A 21,167-nucleotide genomic window follows, 5' to 3' on the forward strand; every position below is an offset into this window, starting at 1 on the left:
ATTTTTCATTTCTTATATTTCTGTTCCCTGTTTTCAAATAATAAAAAAACACCTGATAGGCTTATCAGGTGCTACTTTCAAAAAAAGTATGAACCAAGCCCATCCCTCCTTTTTGCCCAGTGTGAGATAGCGCTCCATCAGGATATCGGGCAATTATCCTGATGACAGTCCTACACCTATTCGATGCAGGCCCAGCCTTAGATTTTGGATATCTAAGACTTCGGCGACAGCTCCTTTCACTATATTTCATAGGCTTCCGGCCTCCCTATAGCTACTCTTAGATGTCGCGCCTCTACCTCACCCCTTTGAGGGATGAGGTCATATTTATTTGTGATGTATTATAATTTAACATGTATAAATATAAAAGTCAATAGTAAATTGTTGGGAGGAAAAGTTGAAAAAAAAACTATTGACATTTTAGAAAAAAGTAGTATATTTATTATATGTAAACTTAGAGTTTAGTTTTATAATCCATAGGAAATTATATATCTTATTAAATATAGATAAGAACAGGTATAATTTCCGTTTATGGATTTCAACAAAATTCACCTGAATTTATTTAAACGGAAATTTTGTTATTAAATTAATGGCAAAAATTTTTTTGCTATCTAGTTTAGCATTTTTAAACTTTTCATATAGTATCACTTGATTAGGGGTGTGACTGTGGATATTGGTAATAAAATAAAAAGGCTAAGAATGCTGAATGGACTAACTCAGCAGGAACTAGCTCAAAGATGTGATTTAACTAAAGGTTTTATATCACAAATCGAAAGGAATTTGACTTCGCCGTCTATTGCAACATTAATGGATATATTAGAAGCTTTAGGAACTGATATTAGGAACTTTTTTAATGAAGTTGAAAATGATAAAGTTGTGTATACAAAAGAAGATATATTTTCAAGTGAAAATGAAGAACTAGGTCACATTATCGAATGGCTTATTCCTAATGCACAAAAGAATAATATGGAGCCTATACTTCTTACGTTAGAAAGTGGAGGTACAAGTAATATAGAGAATCCTCATGAAGGAGAAGAATTTGGATATGTTTTATCTGGAAGCATTTATTTAAATTTAGGAGATAACAAATACAAAGTGAACAAAGGAGAAAGTTTTTATTTTAAGTCAGATAAGAAGCATTTTATTGAAAATAGTTTTAAGAGAAAAGCTGTTATACTTTGGGTGACTTGTCCGCCGAGTTTTTAGCAAGATATTCAAATTAACATTCTTTGATAGAAAGGAGAAGTCTTATGAAAATAGAACAATTAGGAAGACATATTTTAGCAGAGTTTTATAACTGTGATAAAGATATATTAAATGATCATGCCTTAATAGAGAAATATATGAATGAAGCAGCTATTGAAGCAAAGGCAACAATAGTAAAGAGCGTATTTCATTTATTCAATCCATGGGGAGTAAGTGGAGTTGTAGTAATACAAGAATCTCATCTTACAATTCATACTTGGCCAGAATATGGATACGCTGCAGTTGATTTATTTACATGTGGAGATGAAGTAGATCCATGGATTGCTTTTGATTACTTAAAAGAAAAATTAAAGGCTGAAAAAACAGAAACACAGGAAGTTCCAAGAGGAATAGTAGAGAAAATAAAAAGATTTTCAGATGGTAAACTAGATGATATAAAAGTTAAACACAAACCAGATGTTGTAAATGCATAATTTTTAATATACGAAAAAAAATAAAGCCGAGGGCAATCTCGGCTTTAGAAATTATAGGAGAAATAGTTCATAGCCAATTGACTAATAACTAAAAACTAATAACTAAATAAGGAGGAATTTTAAAATGGAATTATGGTTTACTGAAGAACATACTGACTATGCTAAATTTTCTTTTAAAGTAAAAAAACATCTTTATTCAGAAAAGAGTCCTTTTCAACAAGTAGATTTTATAGATACATATGAATTTGGTAAGGTGCTTTTATTAGATGGGCTTGTTATGGTAACAGAAAAGGACGAATTTATATATCATGATATGATAACTCATGTTGCTATGGCTACAAATCCTGAAATTAAGAGGGTTTTAGTTATAGGTGGTGGAGATGGTGGAACAGTAAGAGAATTGACTAGATATAATACAATAGAGAAAATTGATATGGTTGAAATAGACGAGCTAGTTGTTAAAGCTTCAAGAGAGTTCTTGCCACTAACTTCATCTAAACTAGATGATGAGAGAGTAACTTTATACTTTGAAGATGGAATAAAGTTTGTAGAAGATAAGGAAAATGAGTATGATTTAATCATTGTAGATTCAACAGACCCGATAGGACCAGGAGAAGGGTTATTTACTACAGAGTTTTATAAGAATTGCTATAAGGCATTAAGTGATAAAGGTATACTTGTTAATCAAAATGAAAGTCCTTACTATGAAAGAGATGCTAAGGCTATGCTAAGAGCAACAGGTAAATTGAAGAAAATTTTCCCTATAGTAGAAGTATACCAATTCCATATGCCTACATATCCATCAGGACACTGGTTATTTGGATTTGCATCAAAATCATTACACCCAATTAAAGATTTTAAACCAGAAGAGTGGAAGAAATTCAACCTAAAAACTAAGTATTACAATACAGACATACACGTAGGAGCATTTGCTTTACCAACTTACGTTAAGGAGATGATTGAAACTGGTGTTAAATAAAAATATTCATACATTTATAGGATTTGACAGTGAATATGAAGAATCACAAATAGTAGTTTTTGGAGCCCCCTTTGATGGGACGACTTCTTTTAGACCAGGAACGCGATTTGCTCCTGCTATAATGAGAAATGAATCATATGGATTAGAGACATATAGCCCTTATCTTGACAAGGATTTAACTGATATAAAAGTTTATGATGCTGGTGATTTAGAATTTCCGTTTGGAAATACAGAAAAAGTGTTGGATATGATAAAAGAGTTTACGAAGAATGTTTTAAATGATGGTAAAATACCTGTTATGATAGGTGGAGAGCATTTAGTAACTTTACCATCTGTTAAAGCAGTTTACGAAAAGTATAAAGACCTTTGTATTTTGCATTTTGATGCCCATACAGATTTAAGAGAGGACTACATGGGTGAAAAATTATCACATGCAACAGTTATAAGAAGAGTTTGGGAATTTCTTGGAGATGGTAGAATATATCAATTTGGAATTAGGTCTGGTGAAAGACAAGAATTTGAATGGGCTAAAAAGCACACAAAGTTAACTAAATTTACTTATAAGGGTCTTGAAGATATAGTAAACGAGATAAAAAATAAACCAGTTTATATTACTATTGATTTAGATATTTTAGACCCGTCAGTTTTTCCTGGAACTGGTACGCCAGAGCCTGGAGGAATATCATTTAATGATATGATGGATATTATTAGTATTTTAAAGAGTTTAAATATTGTAGGAGCAGATGTTGTAGAGTTGTCTCCACATTATGACAATAGTGGAGCTTCAACTGCTGTTGCATGTAAAATACTTAGAGAGCTAGTTCTTGCAATTAGCAAATAGACTTAAAGCGGCCATTGGCCGCTTAATTTTTTAAAAATCATTCCTTACTAGAACCATACAACAAAAACATATAATGTAATATAATGTAAAAGGGTGGTTTTATGAGTAAATTTTCTAGGTATCTCGTTATTTTTATCTTAGTAATAATTAGTCCTTTTGTAATATTTATATACAATAGAAGAATTGAAACTATTGAAACAGAAAAGATGGATGTAATTATACAGCGGATAAGGGAAAATTCATTTGTGTGTCAAAGAATTATTACGCTATATGAAAAAACACCAAGCAAAACATTTAATGATTTAGATTTTGTTTTAAAAGAGAAAATCTTAAATCTCTATTATCAAAAATTTAGTAAAAACCAAATTTTTATTATGTCTCAAATAGAGGAAATGCTAAAAAATAATCAGAAAAATGAATATATGATATTGCATGACCTTGGAGATAAAAGTTATGATATTGCATATCTTTATAATATTCCAAAGGCAGATGGGTCATATTATTACTTTAAAGCTCAAAAAAATTTATTAGATCATGTTTTATATGTTTATGATAAGTCTAATTACAAAGAAAGAAAAAAATTATTATTACAGTTTTATAGATATTATCTTCCTTTTAATTCAGGCTATCAACGTGCCTTAGCTGATGTTTTCAATGATTAATTTTATTATTATATCAGTTATTCAATTCATGATATTCGTAATTCAACTATCGAACAGCGAACAGCGAATGACGAATAACTAATAATTAATTTTCAATTTTACATTTCTATCCCCCGTTCCTAGTTCTCTGCCCTCTAATTCAAGTACCTAGTACCTATTTAAAAAATAACAGTAATTTTTTGGGACATTTTAACATAAAATTTTTCATAGAGAAATAATAATATAATAGGCTTTGAATTAGGGAATTGTAAATAATTGAAAGGGGGATAAAGATGGCAGTTGAACTAATCAAAGATTTACTTAAGATAGAAGAGACGATAGGAAAAGAAGAAGTTGAGACATTAATTGAGGATGAAATATTATTATCAGAAGTTGAATCTGGTATAAAAAAGATACTTAATATTGATGGAGAGATAGAGACTTTAGAAACTAAAGCTGTTAAGGATAAAGTATTAATAAATGGAATAATTAAATACAATATCCTATACAGTGCAGATGATGAAAATTCCTCTATTCAGAGAATAGAAGATTCAACTAATTTTCAGGAAGAAATTATAATTAATGGCGCAGAAGAAGAAATGAATGTTGATATTAAAACAAACATAGAGCATATAGACTGTAATTTAATAGACAGCAGAAGAATATCTGTTAAGACTGTACTACATTTTAACACAAAAGTTCAATCATATAGTAATATAGAAGTAGTAAAAGATATTCAGGGAATCGAAGGATTACAAACTTTAAAAGATTACATAAGATATAATGATGTTGTAGGAAGTAATACATCTGATACTTTAGTAAAAGAAGCATTTGAATTGTCTGAAGATATGCCAAGTATAGAACATATACTTAAGCTAAGCGTAAAAGGATATGAAAAAGAAGTCAGAGTAGTTGAAGACAAGGTAATAGTATCAGGAGTGGTTGAATGCTCGATAATATATTATAGTGAAGATGAAGAGAGTAGAATAAATCACGTGAAGTATGAAATTCCATTTACACATTTTGTTGATTTACCAGGTGCAGTTAAAGATATGAATAGCAAAGTGAATATAGAAATTTCTAACGTTGAATATGAGATAAGAGAGGATATCAATGACGAGAAAAGGGTAATAGACATAGAAGTATTTGTGAAGGTAAATGCTAAAGTATTTGAACAAAGAGAAAAAGAAGTAATTTTAGATTCATATTCTACAAAAAAAGAGTTTAAATTAGTTAAAAAAGAAGTAGATGTATTAGAAAATATAGCGGAAAGTACATCTAAAGAGGTTATAAAAGGAGTAGTTAACTTACCACAGGATTATGAAGGTATTGAAAGTATATGTGATTTAATAGCAAAACCTGTATTAACAGACTATAGAGTTGTAGAGAATAAATTAATAATTGAAGGCTTACTTGAAGCAGATGTATTATATGTTGGAGAATCCACAGGAGAAATAATGAGTTTCAAAGAAGAAATACCATTTAAATCTTATGTAGATATAGATGGAATTAAAGAAGAAATGGAGATTGACATAGACCTTGTGATGGATAGTTTAAAATTTAATAGAGTTAATTCACGTGATATTGAAATAGAAGGTATTGTAAAGAACAACGTTAAAGTTGATAGAATTAAGAAGATTGATATTATAACAGAGGTTGAAGAAGATGATAAAGTAATTGATTTAAGTAATAAACCTAGTATAACCATTTATATAGTTCAAAAAGGCGATACATTATGGGATATAGCTAAAAGGTTTAATACTACTGTTGATGAGTTAATAAATACAAATGATATTGTAAATCCTGAAAATATAATGCCAGGTGAAAAAATTATTATTCAAAAACAGATTGAAGCTGTGGAATTTTAAGAAGCTCTAAGGTTACACCTTAGAGCTTTTATTTTTGCAAAATAAAAATTAAAGTAAACAAGGAATGACTAAAGAAGGATTTTTCTATAAAATATATAATATATAGATAAGGAGTTGATGTTGTGAAAAAAATAGAAGTAAAAGCTCATGCTAAAATAAATCTCTCATTAGATGTATTAAGAAGAAGAGAAGACGGATATCACGAAGTTAGAATGATAATGCAGCAGATTGATTTAAAAGATATTATACAAATTGAAGAGTATAGTAATGATGTAATTATAGAAACGAATGAAAGAATGCTTCCTACCGATTCCACAAATCTTGTATATAAAGCTTGGAATATTTTATCTAAAAGATTCAATATTAATAAAGGAGTTAAAATAAAGATAGAAAAGAATATACCTATAGCTGCTGGTTTAGCAGGTGGAAGTGCAGATGCAGCAGCTGTATTGAAAGGTTTAAATGAATTATGGAATTTAAACCTTAAAGAAAAGGAGTTAATGGATATAGGGTTAGAAATTGGCGCTGATGTTCCTTACTGTATTATGGGGGGAACGGCTTTAGCTGAAGGTATAGGAGAAAAACTAACTAGATTAAAGAGTTTTAAAAACAAACTTGTTCTTATAGCAAAGCCTTCGATACAAGTTTCTACAGCATATGTATATAAAAATTTAAAAATTGAAGATGTAAAAGAGCATCCTGATATAGATAATTTGATAAAAAATATTGAACTAGATAATGTAAATTTTGTAGCTAAAAATATGATTAATGTGTTAGAAACAGTAACTATTAATAAATATCCTATTATACAAAAAATAAAAGATCATATGATAAAATGTAATGCTTTAGGCAGTTTGATGAGCGGTAGTGGACCTACCGTATTTGGTATATTTGATAATACTGATGATATTATCAAATGTAAAGAAGAACTTAAAACATGGATTGATAGGGTGCATATAGTTAGAACTATCTAGGGGGGATATTTTTTTGAATAAGGACTTAGATAAGCTTAGATTACATGACTACAAGCCTCTTAGGGAAATTGTATTTGAATCTTTAAGAGAGGCGATAATAGATGGGAAATTAAAACCTGGTGAAAGGTTAATGGAAGTGCAATTGGCAGAAAAGTTGGGGGTAAGCAGGACTCCTGTAAGAGAGGCAATAAGAAAGTTGGAGCTTGAAGGATTAGTTATTATGATTCCTAGAAAGGGTGCATATGTTGCAGATGTGTCTATAAAGGATATTTTAGAAGTTTTAGAAATAAGAGCTTCTCTTGAGGGGTTGGCAGCCCAATTGGCATCAGAAAGAATAACAGAGGATGAACTTGAATCTTTAAGAATAAAAGCTAAAGAATTTGATGAATGTATAAAAAATAAAGATATAAAATGTATTATACAGAAAGATGTAGAGTTTCATGACATTATCTTTAAAGCTACGAGAAATGAAAAACTTATATCGATTGCTGAAAGCTTAAGAGAGCAGGTGCAGAGATTCAGGATTATATATATGACAGAATATAATGGCTCAACTAAGTTATCTGAAGAGCATAGTAAAATAATCGAGGCAATAAGCAAAAGAAAACCCAAGGAAGCAAAATATTATGCAGAAATTCATATAGAAAATGCTGAAAACTATATTATTAAAATGACTAAATCTAAAATGAATAAAAGGACAAGTGGGGTCGAGTAGGGGATGATTAATAGTATAATATTGGCTGGAAAGTCAGAAAAAAAATTAAATGGGAAGTATACAAAAGCACTCGTAAGTATTAATGGGAAGCCTATGATTTCCTATGTAATTAAAGCATTAAAAGAATCTGGGGTAGTAGATAAAATAGTTGTAATTGGGGATAGAGATGAAATTAACAAAGCTGGACTTGAAGATGTGGAATTTATAATTCAAGACAGAGGTTCAATAATAGATAATGTAATTGCAGGAGTAGACTATTTTAAAGAAGATTCTATGATATTGATATCTACTTGTGATATTCCGCTTTTGACAGGTGAAGCTGTATATGATTTTGTAAAAAAATCATTAGAGTCAAAGGCAGATGTTTGTTATCCAATAATTGAAAAAAGTATTTGTCTTGAAAAATATCCGGAAGCAGTTAGAACTTATGCTAAGCTTAAAGATGGCTATTTTACAGGTGGGAATTTGATATTAATAAATCCAAAAGTTCTAGATAGATGTATAATAAAGGCAAAACAAATGATAGAATATAGAAAAAATCCTGTAAAAATGAGTAAAGTATTAGGGTTTACTTTCTTATTGAAACTTGTTGTTGGCAGACTTACTATTGAGAGCGCAGAAAAAAGAGTATCTAAAATTTTAAGATTGAAGCCAAAGGCAATAATAACATCATACCCTGAAATTGGGAATGATGTGGACAAACCTGAAGATTTAAATATGGCTGAAAAATATTTAAGTTAGACTGAGGGTTTATACCCTCAGCCTAAAGTATATTATATAATAGCAGTTTATACTTCGAACATAAGCCCGAAGTTTGTGAGTTTATGATTTACAATTCTTTTAAAAGGTTCACCATTTCAATAGCAGTTAAAGCAGATTCATAGCCTTTGTTACCAGCTTTTGTTCCAGCTCTTTCAATAGCTTGTTCGATAGTATCTGTAGTTAAAACGCCAAATATCACAGGTATTTCAGTATCTAAAGATACTTTTGCTATGCCTTTTGAAACTTCGCTTGCTACATAATCAAAATGAGGTGTAGCTCCTCTTATTACTGCTCCTAGGCAGATTACTGCATCATATTTTTTAGATTTAGCCATTTTTTTAGCTATTAGGGGAATTTCAAAGGAACCAGGAACCCAGGTTATTTCAATATCTCTTTCATTTACTCCATGTCTTTTGAGTCCGTCTAAAGCACCAGAAAGAAGTTTGCTACTTATAAACTCGTTAAACCTACCAACTATAATTCCAAACTTTAAACCTTGGGCAATTAATTTACCTTCATAGATTTTCATATTATTCTTCCTCCTTTAAAAAGTCTAACATGTGTCCCATTTTTTTCTTTTTAGTTTTTAAATAGTATTCATTTTTTTCATTACAGCTTACTTCAATAGGTATTCTTTCAACTATTTTAAGGCCATAACCTGATAAACCTGAAAGTTTTTTTGGATTGTTTGTCATGAGTTTTATATTTTTAACTCCTAAATCTACAAGTATTTGTGCTCCGATTCCATAATCTCTTAAGTCTTCAGGAAATCCTAAAGCGAGATTGGCTTCTACTGTATCCATACCTTTATCTTGGAGTGCATATGCCTTTAACTTATTTATTAAACCTATGCCTCTCCCTTCTTGACGTAAGTATAATAAAATGCCTTTGCCTTCCTCATTAATTTTTTTCAATGCAGCCTGCAGCTGTTCTCCGCAGTCACATCTCATTGATCCAAAGGTATCACCTGTAAGGCATTCGGAATGGACCCTTACAAGTATAGGTTCATCTCCAGCTATATTACCTTTTACTAAAGCTATATGGTGTTCGTCGTTTAATTTATTCTGATATCCAATTATTTTGAATTTTCCATATTTTGTAGGCATATCAGCTTCTGCAACTTTTTTTATTAAGATTTCATTTTTTCTCCTATAGGATATTAAATCTGCTATAGTAATTATTTTGAGACTATGTTTTTTTGCAAATTTTATAAGTTGTGGAAGTCTTGCCATAGTACCGTCATCATTCATAATTTCACAAATTACACCTGCTGGGTATAAATTAGCAAGTCTGGCCAGGTCTACTGCAGCCTCCGTGTGTCCAGCTCTTTTTAAAACTCCACCTTGTCTTGCTTCAAGAGGAAATACATGGCCTGGTCTTTTAAAATCTTCAGGTTTAGCATTTTTATCTAAAACTTTTTTTATAGTAAGAGCTCTTTCGAAAGCTGAAATACCTGTTTTAGTTTCTTTAGCATCTATTGATATCGTAAAGGCAGTCGAATGTGAGTCAGTATTTACGCTAACCATTTGGGGTATATCAAGTGCTTTAAGTCTTTCAGAAATTATAGGCATGCAGATAAGCCCTCTTCCGAATTTAGTCATGAAGTTAATTGCTTTTGGTGTAACTTTTTCTGCTGCCATTACAAGGTCGCCTTCATTTTCTCTGTCTTCATCATCTACTACGATAATCATTTTACCCTGCTTTATATCTACTATAGCTTCTTCTATAGTATTGAATTTAAACAAATTTATCACCTCTTTTATATAAATCCGTGTTCTTTTAGGAAATCCATATCTATACCTTTATCATCTTTTGTTTCCTTGCTGTAAATTAGGAATTTTTCGATATATTTTCCTATCATATCACATTCTAGATTAACTTCATCACCTAAAGATTTTTCTATAAGTGTTGTGACTTTTTTAGTATGGGGGATTATAGATACTTTAAATGTTTTATTATCAATGTAGGCTACTGTTAAGCTAATACCGTCAATGGCAATAGAACCTTTGTAGATGATATATTTCAACAATTCTTCAGGAGGTTTTATAGTAACCCATATTGCATTATCTTCTTTGTCAAATGACAGTATTTTACCTGTTCCATCGATATGACCGCTTACTAAATGTCCTCCTAGTCTATCGCCTAGTCTTAATGCTCTTTCGAGATTAACCTTACTTCCTGGCGCTAAATTTTTTAGATTACTTTTCCTAATAGTTTCAGGCATGACGTCTACGCTGAATGTATTATCAGTAAAATCTGTAACCGTTAAACATATTCCGTTTGTGCTAATACTATCTCCGATTTTTATGTCTTCCAATACTTTCTTTGCTTTTATGACTATTTTTACAGATTTAGTTCCCTTTAAAATCGATTTAACTATACCTACTTCTTCAACAAGACCAGTGAACAAGTTAATCACCTCCTTTGTTTCGTACATATCCTTCTATCATAATATCTTCATCTAACTTATGAATTTTAATATTATCTATGCAAAAAGAGTCTTTTATAAAGGGAACACCATCTCCATCTACAGGAGTTTTGGACAGATGACCACCGATTATTTTAGGTGCTATAAAGAAGTTTATTTTATCAACTATATTGGATTTTAAAGCGGAATAATTGAGAGTTCCTCCGCCTTCTAGAAGAACGCTGTCTATACCCATTTTACCCAACTTTTTCATAAGATAATTTAAGTCTACTTTGCCGTTTATAGTTGGTGCTGTTAAGACTTCTACTCCCAGGTCTTTAAGTTTTTTGATTTTGTTTTTGTCAGCTAAAATCGTAGTAGCTACTATAGTTTTTGCATCAGATATACCTTTAACTACTTTTGAGTCTAAAGGTATTTTGCATCTGCTATCCACAATAATTCTTACAGGATTTTTTCCTTTAAAATTCTTTAACCTTACTGTAAGTTGAGGGTCATCAACTATGACTGTATTTATTCCTACCATTATGGCACTGTATCTGTGCCTTAATTTATGAACGTACTGCCTAGAAGTTTCACTAGTAATCCATTTAGAATCAGAAAACTTTGTAGCTATCTTTCCATCTAGAGTCATTGCAGTTTTCAAGAGGCAGAAAGGAACTTTGGTTGTAATATATTTTATAAAGATTTCATTGAGTTTTTTTGCTTCATCTTCTAATATGCCTATTTCTACTTCAATTCCATTATTCTTAAGTATTTCTACACCTCTACCAGAAATTAAAGGGTTAGGGTCCAAGGTTGCTATAACAACTTTTTTAATACCGCTGCTTATTATTCTATTAACACAGGGAGGAGTTCTCCCAAAATGAGAACAGGGTTCTAAGGTTACATACATGATTGAATCTTCTGGATTTTCAATAACTGAATTTAAAGCTTCAACTTCTGCATGGTTTCCGCCAAAGTATTTATGATAGCCCTCGCCTATAATATTGTCATTCTTAACAATAACACAGCCTACCATCGGATTTGGGTTTACAAAACCAGCACCTTTTTCTGCCAATTCCAGTGCTTTTTTCATGTATTTTATATCCATTATCAATTGCCCCCATATATATAAAATAAAGCCCTGAAGTCAAAACTTCAGGGCATAAAATTTCAAAAAATATAGAATGATACAAATATTTTTCCTTCTTCCATCCAGACTATACTGTCGGCTCTGGAATTTCACCAGATCAACCGCTACTGCGGCTCGCGGGCTGTACCGCCGGTCGGGAATTTCACCCTGCCCTGAAGGAAATAAACATGTTCTATTATCATATTTAATTGTTTAAATAAAGCATATCATTATTGGATTTTAAAATCAAGTTTTTATATCAATTTCAAATAATTTCTTTTAATGAAACGTAAGCGAGTAATACTTCATTTTTTGCATAACATTGCATGTTATTGCAAATATTATATTTAACAAAAAAGTGGAAACCATAGAGGTGATATTTTGTCTTTAATAAAGTCAGTTATAAATGAACTTAAAGAGTTATATAGCTTATATATGGTTTTTTTAGTAGTGTTTATAGGTTTATTTACATATTTTGCTGATGGAATACACTTAAAAACTAAGGGAAATATTAAAGAATCGACTTTAGCAAAAATAATAGGAATTGTATATATAATTGGAGGACCATTATTTTATGTTTTACTTAAGATTTTGTGAGGAGGAGCTAAATGCCACTTAGGAAAAGAAATAAAAAAGAAGATACTAAACAAAAAAATAGCATATCTATATCAAAAGACATAGACATGAATTTGAAAAAGATAAAAGAGATATTGAAAGATTGTGATGACATAGTTTATAGAGAATTTACAGTTGGAGAAAGACAAAATTTCAGATTTGCAATTGTATATGTAGATGGTCTTGCTGACAAAATGCTAGTAAGCGATTATGTATTAGAATCCCTTATGCATCAGGCTAGAGGGTTAGAACCTAATCCTAATGGTGTTAAAAATAATTTATATGAATTAGTTAAAAAAGGGAATATTGCGATTACAGAGATAAAAGAAGTAGAAACTTTAAATGAGGCAATAGATAACATACTAGCAGGTGAAACAATACTTTTAATAAATAGATATCAAAAGATTATAATCGTATCGTCTCGTGGATGGCCTGTAAGAGGTTTGGCAGAACCTCAGACAGAGACAGTGATAAGAGGTCCAAGAGATGGTTTTGTAGAAACGCTTAAAGTCAATACTACATTGGTTAGAAGAAGAATAAGAGACCCTAAGCTTAAAATAAAAAACATGCAGATTGGCAGAAGGTCTAAAACAGATGTAGCTGTACTCTATATAGAGGATGTAGCAAATAAAGAGCTTGTTGAAGAGGTTATAAAGAGGCTTAAGACTATTAAAGTAGATGTAGTTTTAGAGAGTGGGATTATAGAGCAGTTTATAGAAGATAATTGGATATCACCTTTTCCACAGGTAGAGAATACAGAAAGACCTGATGCTGTAGCAGCAGCCTTATATGAAGGAAGAGTTGCTATACTTATTGATAATACACCTTTTGCACTTATAGTACCAGTAACTATTAGTACTTTACTACAGTCTTCTGAAGATTATTATGAAAGATGGATTATTACTTCTTTAATTAGAATTTTGAGATATATTGCATCTTTCATGGCTTTGTTATTACCTTCTATTTATATAGCAGTTACAGCATATCATCCAGGGATGCTTCCGACACAATTAGCTTTATATGTGGCAGCAACAAGAGAAGGAGTGCCATTCCCTGCTATTATTGAAGCATTTATTATGGAGGTTACTATAGAACTTCTTAGAGAAGCAGGTATGAGATTATCAGGACCTATTGGTACTACTATAGGTATAGTTGGAGGTTTAGTAATAGGTCAAGCAGCCGTTGAAGCAGGAATCGTGAGTCCTATGATGGTTATTATAGTTGCACTTACAACAATAGCATCATTTGCTGTACCTAGCTACAATATTGCAACGGGTTTTCGTTTTGTAAGGTTTGGTATAATGATTTTTTCAGCGATATTAGGGTTATACGGTATAATGTTAGCTTTATTAATATTAGGGACTCATTTGGTTAGATTAGAAAGTTTTGGGGTACCTTATATGTCACCTTATGTTTCTTTTAGTGAAACATATAACGACTTGAAGGATAGTTTAGTTAGAATGCCTATTCAGACTATGAAAAGAAGACCTAAATTTACAAATGTTTACGATAAAGACAGAATATTTTCTGACAGCGAAGAATAAGGGGTAAGAAGGTGCATAAGGAATGCTTAAAGGCAACGATAAGATATCAGCAAATCAAGTGATGTTTATTTTGCTTACGACAATCATTGGAGTAGGAATATTATCACTTCCCAGAAGTGTAGTTGAAAAGGCTAGTACTGACGGATGGATTCTAATAATATTAGGTGGAATTACTGCATGTATTTTAACTGCAATATCAGTGAAGTTAGTTAATATGTTTACAAATAAAACTGTAGTGGAGTTTGGAAGAGAGTTAATTACAACTCCTATTTCTAATATTGTTTCAATTATATTATTTGTATACTTTATTATATTTTCTGCATTTGAAATAAGAATTTTTGCAGAGGTTGTTAAAATGTTTCTATTAGATGATACTCCAACAGAAATTATTATAATTTCAATGCTTTTTGTTAGTGCATATTTAGTAAGAGGAGGAATAGAAGGGTTAGCTAGAATGGCAGAATTAATACTGCCTGTAGTTGTTATACCCGTATTTTTATTACTATTGTCTTTAATTCCAGATTTAGATTTTACTAATCTTTTACCAATTTTTAGAACAAATCCGTTAGATATTATTAAATCTGTCCATATAACTTTTTTTAGTTTTATGGGGTATGAATTGATATTACTTATTTCAGCTTATGTGAAAGATACTGAAAACCTTATGAAATTCAATATCTTATCAATATTAATTGTAACACTTGTTTATATATCCTTTTTTGTAGTTTCATTAAGTAGGTTTGGTGAAAATGAAGTAAAGCACTTACTGTGGCCAACATTATCTCTTATGAAAACTATAGATTTACCAGGAGCTTTTATTGAAAACATAGAAGGTATAGTAATGGGGCTTTGGGTTTTGTCGGTATTTGCATCTTTATCTCCATTTTATTATTCAGCTGCTTTAATTTTGTGTAAATTATGTAGATTAAAAGAGCATAAATATTTTGTATTGCCAATAATGCCTTTTATTTACATATTATCTTTAGTTCCTGATAATATAGCATCAGCTTATGATATCATGGAAAAGTTTACTAATTATTTAGGAACTTTTGTAGTTGTAATTATACCGATTGGTTACTTGATTGTAGCTCTAATTAGGAATAAGGGGGCTGCTAATAATGGTTAAGCTAAGTAAAACAATTATCGTTCTCATGTGTGTAATAATACTAACAGGATGTTGGGATAAAGTTGAAATAAATGATAGAGCTTTTATTTCAGCAATAGGAGTAGATGTGCAAAGAGAGGGAGGAGAGCTTGATAAAAACAAAACAGGGTATAAAAAACTTATTGTAACTTTTGTTTTCCCTAACGTTAAGGCAATTAGAAAAGGTGGCGGAGGCGAAAAGCCAAGATTTATTTTAAGTAGTATGGGACAAAACATATTTCATGTTTCTAATACACTGACAACTAGATCTAATAAGACAATGTTCTTTGGACATACTAAGGCGATAATTATTGGAGAAAAAGTTGTTAGAGACAGTGAAACGTTAAAGCATATATTTGATGAGCTTGAGAGATCTCATGCAATAGGTAGGAAAGTAGGTGTTTTTATATCTCAGGGAGAAGCAAAAAAGGTTATAGAAATAGAGCCTAGTTTAGAGTCTGTTACAGGAACATATTTAGCAGGATTATCTAAAGCACAAGAAAGGAGCTCTAGATTCACTCCCAAAACTATTGGAGATATTTTACCGAGTTTGCATGATTGCAAGTGTGCTTTAATACCAAGAATAGTACCTGCTAATAAAGAGATAAAAGTTGCAGGAGCGGCTGTAATTAGAGATTATAAGCTTGTAGGATGGCTTGGTGAAGTAGAAAACAGAAGTGTAATGTTTATAACTGATGAAGTTACTTCTGAAGATATAATTATAACTGATGATAATGTTGTAGTATCATATGCTGTTACAGATTCAGTAGCTAAAAAAACTGGTAAGATAGAGAATGGCCAAATAATAATTAATATAACAGTTAGTATGGAAGGTGTGCTAGAACAGTATAAACTTGAAACGGGAAAAGATGTTTTAGATGATAAATTATTAAGAAGGTTAGAAGGGTTAATCGAAAATAAGGTAAAAAATGAAATCGAGGAAACCCTAAAAAAAATACAGAAAGAATTTAAGGCAGATGTAATTGGAATTGGAGAATATTTATGTAAATTTAAGCCAGATATTTGGGAGAAAGTTAAAGATGATTGGGAGAATGTATTCCCAGAAGTAAAAGTAAAAGTTGATGTAAAAGCTAAGATAAGAAGGATAGGAATGACTAAGTAATAAAATGGAGTATGTTTAAAAAAGAAAAAAATAGTTAATACTTATAGTAGTTGGATAACTTGCCTAGTACAGGAGGTATTATAAATGGTACGTTATAAAAAAACATTATCTTTTGCATTAATATTTGTATTGCTTATTGTTAGTAGTATAGTTTTTTTAAGTGATGTATATAAAAATAGAGAAAGCTATAAAAATAATTTAATACGATTTCATGTAATAGCTAATAGTGATTCGCCTGAAGATCAGCAATTAAAGCTGAAAGTTAGAGATAGAATAATTAATGAAATGAATTCAAAATTTGAAAAAGCATCTTCATTAGATGAAAGTAAAAAAATAATTTTAGATAATTTAGATACAATTGAGTACATAGCAGAAAAGCAGATTAGAGAGTCAGGTAAGAATTATGATGTAAATGTGCAATTTGGAGAATACGATTTTCCTACAAAGTCATATGGGAACTTTACTTTACCAGCAGGTAGATATCAAGCTGTTAGAGTTGTAATAGGAGAAGGTAAAGGTAAAAACTGGTGGTGTGTTATGTTTCCACCATTATGCTTTATCGATATTACTCATGGAATTACAAATAACAAGATAGAAGAAGAGCTAAAGGGAGTATTAACAGAAGAAGAATATAACATGATAATAAATGCTAATAATGAACGAGAAGTACCTTTGAAACTTAAATTTAAGGTAGTTGAACTTCTTGAAAAGGGCAAATTAAGATTTGCAAAGATGCTTGTAGGACTGGGTACTGGGTACTAGAATTGGCTATTCGTCATTCGCTATTCGCTTTTTGAAACAAATAATATTTTGTAGTTTAACAACAAGCGAATGACGAAAAGCGAAAATCGAATAGCTAATAAATATGCGACCTTAGGTCGCAATTTTTTTTTTGAATAATTGCCTATATTACTACAGAAAATATTAACACTTAGATAAAAAAGACCTAGAGAGGAGGATATTATTTGAAAAAATTAGTTTTATTATTAAGTATATTTACATTGATATTTTTTTCTGTATATACAGCCTATATCGATACAAATGTTACATCGGCTTATAAAGCTTATGCGATAAGCAGAGTTTTATATTGGGGTTCTAGAGGAGATGATGTAAAACAAGTTCAATCTAGATTACTTAAATGGGGTTATTATACAGGAAGAGTGGATGGTATATATGGTGCTGGAACATATAGAGCGGTCCGTAGATTTCAAAGGAAAAATGGTTTAAAGGTAGATGGTATTGTAGGGCCTCAAACAGCTGCTGCACTTGGTATTAGTTTTAAACGTGCTACTAGAAATGTAACAAGAAATGATAATGTATATCTACTAGCAAGAGCCGTACATGGTGAAGCAAGAGGAGAGCCTTATATAGGTAAAGTAGCAGTTGCCGCAGTAATATTAAACAGAGTAGAACATCCATCTTTTCCAAATACTATAGCGAGTGTTATCTATCAACCAGGAGCTTTTACAGCCGTTAGTGATGGTCAGATAAATTTAGCGCCAGACAAGGATTCAATACGAGCTGCAAGAGATGCTATGAACGGTTGGGATCCATCGTATGGCAGTCTTTATTATTGGAATCCTGCTACAGCTACAAGTAGGTGGATATGGTCTAGAAAAGTTATAGTAAAAATTGGTAAGCACTGGTTTGGCAAATAGAAATGGAGGTGAAATTATTGAGAAATAGAAGATGGTTTTTACCTGGAATATTAGCTTTAGCTTTTATAGTTGTTCTAGTATGGGGATTCGTTCAATACGAAACTAAGAATGACTATAAGCAAATGTTAAATAATGAATACCAAAGGCTTTTTTATGACATGAAAGACAATGTCGAGAATGTGCAAGTAAATCTATCTAAAGTTCTTTTGGCAGAATCAAAAGATTTAAATATTTTACTTTTATCACAAATTTGGCAACATGCTTTAACAGCGCAGGAAAAACTTTCGCAAATGCCTGTAAGTCATAAAGATTTAAGTAAAACAGAAAAATTTCTTAATCAAGCAGCTGATTATTGTTATTCTTTAATACAGGCTTATCTAGATGGGAAACCTATTACAAGCAAACAAAAACATGCACTATTTGCACTTCAGGATAATGCGAGTTACTTAGCAGATGAATTGTCAAACCTACATAATAAGATTATGAAGGGTCATTTGAATTTTAATTTAGTGAGAAGGCGTGAAGATAGAAAATTAGATAAGGCAAATAAAAATATTATGGATACAAGATTAACTAAATTTGAGGAAAAGATTACAAACAATTATCCAGAATTGATATATGACGGACCTTTTTCTGATCAAGTTCTTAATGTAAAGCCAAGAGGTTTAGGAGGAAATGTTGTAAGTGTTAGTGAAGCAAAGGATATAGCACAAAAATTTGTAGGTATTAAAAAAGTAAAAAAAATAACTAAGTTTGAAGAAGGCAAGAAAAGTAATGCAGCAAATATAGAAGCATATACATTTAGTATATCTCCAGAAAATGCTAGTAAGGAAAGAGCTATTTATATAAGTGTAAGCAAAAAGGGCGGCAAAGTAATATGGATGATGAACCCTAGGCCTGTAGATAGAAAAAAACTTTCTGTTAATGATGCATTAAAATATGCTAAAAAATTCTTAGAAGAAAAAGGTTATAAAGGTATGGAACCTAATTATTCATTAAAATTTGATGGAGTTGTATTATTTAATTTTGCATATAAAGATAATAACGTTACGATATATGCAGATAATATAAAAGTAAAGGTAGCATTAGACAATGGAGAAATAGTAGGGTTTGATGCAGCTGCTTATCTAAAAAGCCATTACGATAGAGATTTACCAAAGCCTAAACTTACTGAAGAAGAAGCGAGAGACAGGGTAAAATTAGATTTTGACATTGAAAATGTAAGGTTAGCTTTGATACCAAAGAATGGAATAAAAGAAGTTTTGTGTTATGAGTTTAAAGGTAAATATAAAGGCTCTAATTTTATAGTATATATTAATGCTGAAACAGGTAAAGAAGAGAAAATACTTAAAGTAATAAGAGATGAAAATGGGATTTTGATGATTTAAAATTGAATATTGGAAAAAATAAAAATAATAAAATTTGATATATTACAAAAAATATTAGTAGATGGTAAATGCCATCGACTCCAGCCTAGGGAGGAACATCATGGCTAAAAAAGGTTTAATGTCAAATAAATTAAAAGAGGAAATTTCAAAACAGTTAGGGTTATATGATATAGTAAAAAAAGAAGGATGGGGAGCAGTTTCTTCGAGGGATTGTGGAAATATAGTGAGAAAAGCTATAGAAATAGCAGAGAAGAATATGGTGCAGGGAGTTTAATCTCCCTGTATTTTCTTTGATATTTATAATTTTTGACATATAATATTTATATAGGTACTGGATACTTGGTACTGGGTACTAGTATATTGGCTATTCGTCATTTGCTTTTCGGTTTTCGACAATCGAATAGCGCATAGCAAAAGGCGAATAACGATTATAAAAAAGCAGGAGGTAAAATATGGATAATAGACCGATAGGGGTTTTTGATTCAGGGATAGGGGGACTTACAGTTTTAAAGGAAATTATGGAACAACTTCCTAATGAAGATATAATATATTTTGGAGATACTGCAAGGATACCTTATGGAACTAGATCTAAAGAAACAGTAATAAAATATTCATTTCAGTGTATAAAATTTCTTTTGAGTAAAAATATAAAGGCTATAGTAATAGCATGTAATACAGCTAGTGCAATAGCATTAGAACCTGCAAGGGAAAAATTTGATGTACCGATTATCGGAGTTATTGAACCTGGAGCTAAAGCGGCAATATCTGCAACAAGAAACAATAAAATAGGAGTAATAGGGACTTCTGGTACTATAAATAGTGAAGCTTATCAGACTTTAATTAGAAATATGGATAAATCAGCTGAGGTAATAGGGGTTGCTTGCCCGCTATTTGTACAAATAGTAGAAGAAGGTTGGGAAGATACAGATGTTGCTATGTTAGCAGCTGAGAAATATTTAATGGAACTGAAGGAACATAACATAGATACCTTAGTATTAGGATGTACGCATTATCCAATATTGAGATATACATTAAGCAAGGTGATGGGAAAAGAAGTGTTTTTAGTTAACCCAGCGTTTGAAACAGCTAAGACTGTTAAAGAAATGCTTAAATCAAACGATATGTTAAAGGATTCTACAGATAAACCAAAGTACAAATTCTATGTTAGTGATGATCCAGAGAAGTTTAGAAGAATAGGTGGCAATTTCTTGAGAAGAGAAATTCAATCTATAGAGAAGGTCAATATAGAAAATCTTTAGAAAGGTTGGAAGGTATGAAGGACGTAGTATTAAAAATAAAAGGTATACAAAAGAATTTAGATGGTGAAGATAATACGATAGAATTGATAACTGAAGGGAAATTTTATAAAAGGAATGGAGCGTATTATTTAGTGTATGAAGAATCGGAGATTTCTGGTATGGAAGGAGCAACAACAACTTTAAAAATACAGGATGATAAGGTACTTATGAAGAGATTTGGAACTAGCAATTCAAAATTAATATTTGAAAAGGGCAAAAAACATAAAACAGCTTACCATACACAATATGGGGATTTTGATATGGAAGTTACAACAAATAAAATTGAAATTGATATTTCAGATTTAGGTAAAGGAAGTATTAAGTTATCATATAGATTAGTTATTTCAAATACAGTAGAAAGTAATAATCAATTGACTATAGATATTAATTAGAGGGGTTGTT

General features: G+C 30.9%; 23 protein-coding genes and 2 riboswitches. Of the genes, 19 read left to right on the plus strand and 4 right to left on the minus strand.

Annotated features, from left to right (window positions below):
* Positions 1-119: 119 nt before the first annotated feature.
* A riboswitch (Lysine riboswitch) is annotated at positions 120-303 on the minus strand.
* 360 nt (positions 304-663) lie between these two features.
* From BFN48_RS08640 to BFN48_RS08680, 9 genes are all read left to right on the plus strand, one after another.
* Complete coding sequence (locus BFN48_RS08640) at positions 664-1,203, plus strand: helix-turn-helix domain-containing protein (protein ID WP_069650499.1); 540 nt, start codon at positions 664-666, stop codon at positions 1,201-1,203.
* A gap of 44 nt (positions 1,204-1,247) precedes the next feature.
* Complete coding sequence (gene speD, locus BFN48_RS08645) at positions 1,248-1,676, plus strand: adenosylmethionine decarboxylase (protein ID WP_069650500.1); 429 nt, start codon at positions 1,248-1,250, stop codon at positions 1,674-1,676.
* A 124-nt stretch (positions 1,677-1,800) separates the two neighbouring features.
* The gene (gene speE / locus BFN48_RS08650) at positions 1,801-2,655 is read left to right on the plus strand and encodes a polyamine aminopropyltransferase (protein WP_069650501.1); all 855 of its coding nucleotides are present in this window, start codon (positions 1,801-1,803) and stop codon (positions 2,653-2,655) included.
* Positions 2,645-3,496 (plus strand): agmatinase, encoded by an 852-nt coding sequence (gene speB, locus BFN48_RS08655; protein WP_069650502.1) that lies wholly within the window; start codon positions 2,645-2,647, stop codon positions 3,494-3,496. The genes speE and speB overlap by 11 nt, the downstream gene beginning before the upstream one ends.
* Before the next feature lie 101 nt (positions 3,497-3,597).
* Complete coding sequence (locus tag BFN48_RS08660; protein ID WP_069650503.1) at positions 3,598-4,158, plus strand: hypothetical protein; 561 nt, start codon at positions 3,598-3,600, stop codon at positions 4,156-4,158.
* A gap of 272 nt (positions 4,159-4,430) precedes the next feature.
* Positions 4,431-6,005, plus strand: a complete 1,575-nt coding sequence (locus BFN48_RS08665) for a DUF3794 and LysM peptidoglycan-binding domain-containing protein (RefSeq protein WP_069650504.1) — start codon at positions 4,431-4,433, stop codon at positions 6,003-6,005.
* A gap of 122 nt (positions 6,006-6,127) precedes the next feature.
* On the plus strand, positions 6,128-6,979 hold the full coding sequence (ispE, locus tag BFN48_RS08670; protein WP_242863249.1) for a 4-(cytidine 5'-diphospho)-2-C-methyl-D-erythritol kinase: 852 nt from the start codon (positions 6,128-6,130) through the stop codon (positions 6,977-6,979).
* A 13-nt stretch (positions 6,980-6,992) separates the two neighbouring features.
* Positions 6,993-7,694, plus strand: coding sequence for a GntR family transcriptional regulator (locus tag BFN48_RS08675; RefSeq protein WP_069650505.1), 702 nt, complete (start codon positions 6,993-6,995; stop codon positions 7,692-7,694).
* A gap of 3 nt (positions 7,695-7,697) precedes the next feature.
* The gene (locus tag BFN48_RS08680; RefSeq protein WP_207644719.1) at positions 7,698-8,435 is read left to right on the plus strand and encodes a nucleotidyltransferase family protein; all 738 of its coding nucleotides are present in this window, start codon (positions 7,698-7,700) and stop codon (positions 8,433-8,435) included.
* Positions 8,436-8,523: 88 nt separating this feature from the next.
* On the opposite strand, the gene ribH is transcribed toward BFN48_RS08680, so the two are convergent.
* Genes ribH through ribD form a run of 4 tightly spaced genes read right to left on the minus strand, consistent with a single transcriptional unit; the run spans position 8,524 to position 11,974 of the window.
* Positions 8,524-8,985 (minus strand): 6,7-dimethyl-8-ribityllumazine synthase, encoded by a 462-nt coding sequence (ribH, locus tag BFN48_RS08685; RefSeq protein ID WP_069650506.1) that lies wholly within the window; start codon positions 8,983-8,985, stop codon positions 8,524-8,526.
* Between the two features lies 1 nt (position 8,986).
* Positions 8,987-10,201: a bifunctional 3,4-dihydroxy-2-butanone-4-phosphate synthase/GTP cyclohydrolase II gene (locus tag BFN48_RS08690; RefSeq protein WP_083238874.1), complete on the minus strand. Its 1,215-nt coding sequence runs from the start codon at positions 10,199-10,201 to the stop codon at positions 8,987-8,989.
* A 14-nt stretch (positions 10,202-10,215) separates the two neighbouring features.
* Complete coding sequence (locus BFN48_RS08695; protein WP_069650507.1) at positions 10,216-10,866, minus strand: riboflavin synthase; 651 nt, start codon at positions 10,864-10,866, stop codon at positions 10,216-10,218.
* 1 nt (position 10,867) lies between these two features.
* Positions 10,868-11,974, minus strand: a complete 1,107-nt coding sequence (ribD, locus tag BFN48_RS08700) for a bifunctional diaminohydroxyphosphoribosylaminopyrimidine deaminase/5-amino-6-(5-phosphoribosylamino)uracil reductase RibD (RefSeq protein WP_069650508.1) — start codon at positions 11,972-11,974, stop codon at positions 10,868-10,870.
* An 88-nt stretch (positions 11,975-12,062) separates the two neighbouring features.
* A riboswitch (FMN riboswitch) is annotated at positions 12,063-12,180 on the minus strand.
* A 196-nt stretch (positions 12,181-12,376) separates the two neighbouring features.
* Here ribD and BFN48_RS08705 point away from each other — a divergent pair.
* The 10 genes from BFN48_RS08705 to BFN48_RS08750 all read left to right on the plus strand — a co-directional run bounded on the left by BFN48_RS08705 (position 12,377) and on the right by BFN48_RS08750 (position 21,157).
* Complete coding sequence (locus tag BFN48_RS08705; RefSeq protein WP_069650509.1) at positions 12,377-12,592, plus strand: CLC_0170 family protein; 216 nt, start codon at positions 12,377-12,379, stop codon at positions 12,590-12,592.
* A gap of 11 nt (positions 12,593-12,603) precedes the next feature.
* The gene (locus BFN48_RS08710) at positions 12,604-14,154 is read left to right on the plus strand and encodes a spore germination protein (protein WP_069650510.1); all 1,551 of its coding nucleotides are present in this window, start codon (positions 12,604-12,606) and stop codon (positions 14,152-14,154) included.
* Positions 14,155-14,176: 22 nt separating this feature from the next.
* The gene (locus BFN48_RS08715) at positions 14,177-15,280 is read left to right on the plus strand and encodes a GerAB/ArcD/ProY family transporter (RefSeq protein WP_069650511.1); all 1,104 of its coding nucleotides are present in this window, start codon (positions 14,177-14,179) and stop codon (positions 15,278-15,280) included.
* On the plus strand, positions 15,273-16,421 hold the full coding sequence (locus BFN48_RS08720) for a Ger(x)C family spore germination protein (RefSeq protein WP_069650512.1): 1,149 nt from the start codon (positions 15,273-15,275) through the stop codon (positions 16,419-16,421). The genes BFN48_RS08715 and BFN48_RS08720 overlap by 8 nt, the downstream gene beginning before the upstream one ends.
* 84 nt (positions 16,422-16,505) lie before the next feature.
* Complete coding sequence (spoIIR, locus tag BFN48_RS08725; protein WP_069650513.1) at positions 16,506-17,183, plus strand: stage II sporulation protein R; 678 nt, start codon at positions 16,506-16,508, stop codon at positions 17,181-17,183.
* Positions 17,184-17,386: 203 nt separating this feature from the next.
* A complete protein-coding gene (gene sleB, locus BFN48_RS08730; RefSeq protein WP_069650514.1) occupies positions 17,387-18,079 on the plus strand; it encodes a spore cortex-lytic enzyme in 693 nt (230 codons plus the stop codon).
* Positions 18,080-18,096: 17 nt separating this feature from the next.
* The gene (gene ypeB / locus BFN48_RS08735; RefSeq protein WP_423230248.1) at positions 18,097-19,467 is read left to right on the plus strand and encodes a germination protein YpeB; all 1,371 of its coding nucleotides are present in this window, start codon (positions 18,097-18,099) and stop codon (positions 19,465-19,467) included.
* A 100-nt stretch (positions 19,468-19,567) separates the two neighbouring features.
* Complete coding sequence (locus tag BFN48_RS08740; protein ID WP_069650516.1) at positions 19,568-19,741, plus strand: small, acid-soluble spore protein, alpha/beta type; 174 nt, start codon at positions 19,568-19,570, stop codon at positions 19,739-19,741.
* A gap of 178 nt (positions 19,742-19,919) precedes the next feature.
* A complete protein-coding gene (gene murI / locus BFN48_RS08745) occupies positions 19,920-20,726 on the plus strand; it encodes a glutamate racemase (RefSeq protein ID WP_069650517.1) in 807 nt (268 codons plus the stop codon).
* A gap of 14 nt (positions 20,727-20,740) precedes the next feature.
* Positions 20,741-21,157 (plus strand): YwiB family protein, encoded by a 417-nt coding sequence (locus tag BFN48_RS08750; RefSeq protein WP_069650518.1) that lies wholly within the window; start codon positions 20,741-20,743, stop codon positions 21,155-21,157.
* Positions 21,158-21,167 lie beyond the last annotated feature (10 nt).

The sequence above is a fragment of the Caloranaerobacter ferrireducens genome, assembly GCF_001730685.1.
GTDB classification, from domain to species: Bacteria; Bacillota; Clostridia; order Tissierellales; family Thermohalobacteraceae; genus Caloranaerobacter; species Caloranaerobacter ferrireducens.

Coding starts and splice junctions, on each gene's coding strand:
- speD (WP_069650500.1), top strand. CDS start 1,248: ATGAAAATAGAACAATTAGGAAGACATATTTTAGCAGAGTTTTATAAC.
- speE (WP_069650501.1), top strand. CDS start 1,801: ATGGAATTATGGTTTACTGAAGAACATACTGACTATGCTAAATTTTCT.
- BFN48_RS08660 (WP_069650503.1), top strand. CDS start 3,598: ATGAGTAAATTTTCTAGGTATCTCGTTATTTTTATCTTAGTAATAATT.
- BFN48_RS08665 (WP_069650504.1), top strand. CDS start 4,431: ATGGCAGTTGAACTAATCAAAGATTTACTTAAGATAGAAGAGACGATA.
- BFN48_RS08680 (WP_207644719.1), top strand. CDS start 7,698: ATGATTAATAGTATAATATTGGCTGGAAAGTCAGAAAAAAAATTAAAT.
- ribH (WP_069650506.1), bottom strand. CDS start 8,985: ATGAAAATCTATGAAGGTAAATTAATTGCCCAAGGTTTAAAGTTTGGA.
- ribD (WP_069650508.1), bottom strand. CDS start 11,974: ATGGATATAAAATACATGAAAAAAGCACTGGAATTGGCAGAAAAAGGT.
- BFN48_RS08710 (WP_069650510.1), top strand. CDS start 12,604: ATGCCACTTAGGAAAAGAAATAAAAAAGAAGATACTAAACAAAAAAAT.
- BFN48_RS08715 (WP_069650511.1), top strand. CDS start 14,177: ATGCTTAAAGGCAACGATAAGATATCAGCAAATCAAGTGATGTTTATT.
- BFN48_RS08720 (WP_069650512.1), top strand. CDS start 15,273: ATGGTTAAGCTAAGTAAAACAATTATCGTTCTCATGTGTGTAATAATA.
- spoIIR (WP_069650513.1), top strand. CDS start 16,506: ATGGTACGTTATAAAAAAACATTATCTTTTGCATTAATATTTGTATTG.
- BFN48_RS08740 (WP_069650516.1), top strand. CDS start 19,568: ATGGCTAAAAAAGGTTTAATGTCAAATAAATTAAAAGAGGAAATTTCA.
- murI (WP_069650517.1), top strand. CDS start 19,920: ATGGATAATAGACCGATAGGGGTTTTTGATTCAGGGATAGGGGGACTT.
- BFN48_RS08750 (WP_069650518.1), top strand. CDS start 20,741: ATGAAGGACGTAGTATTAAAAATAAAAGGTATACAAAAGAATTTAGAT.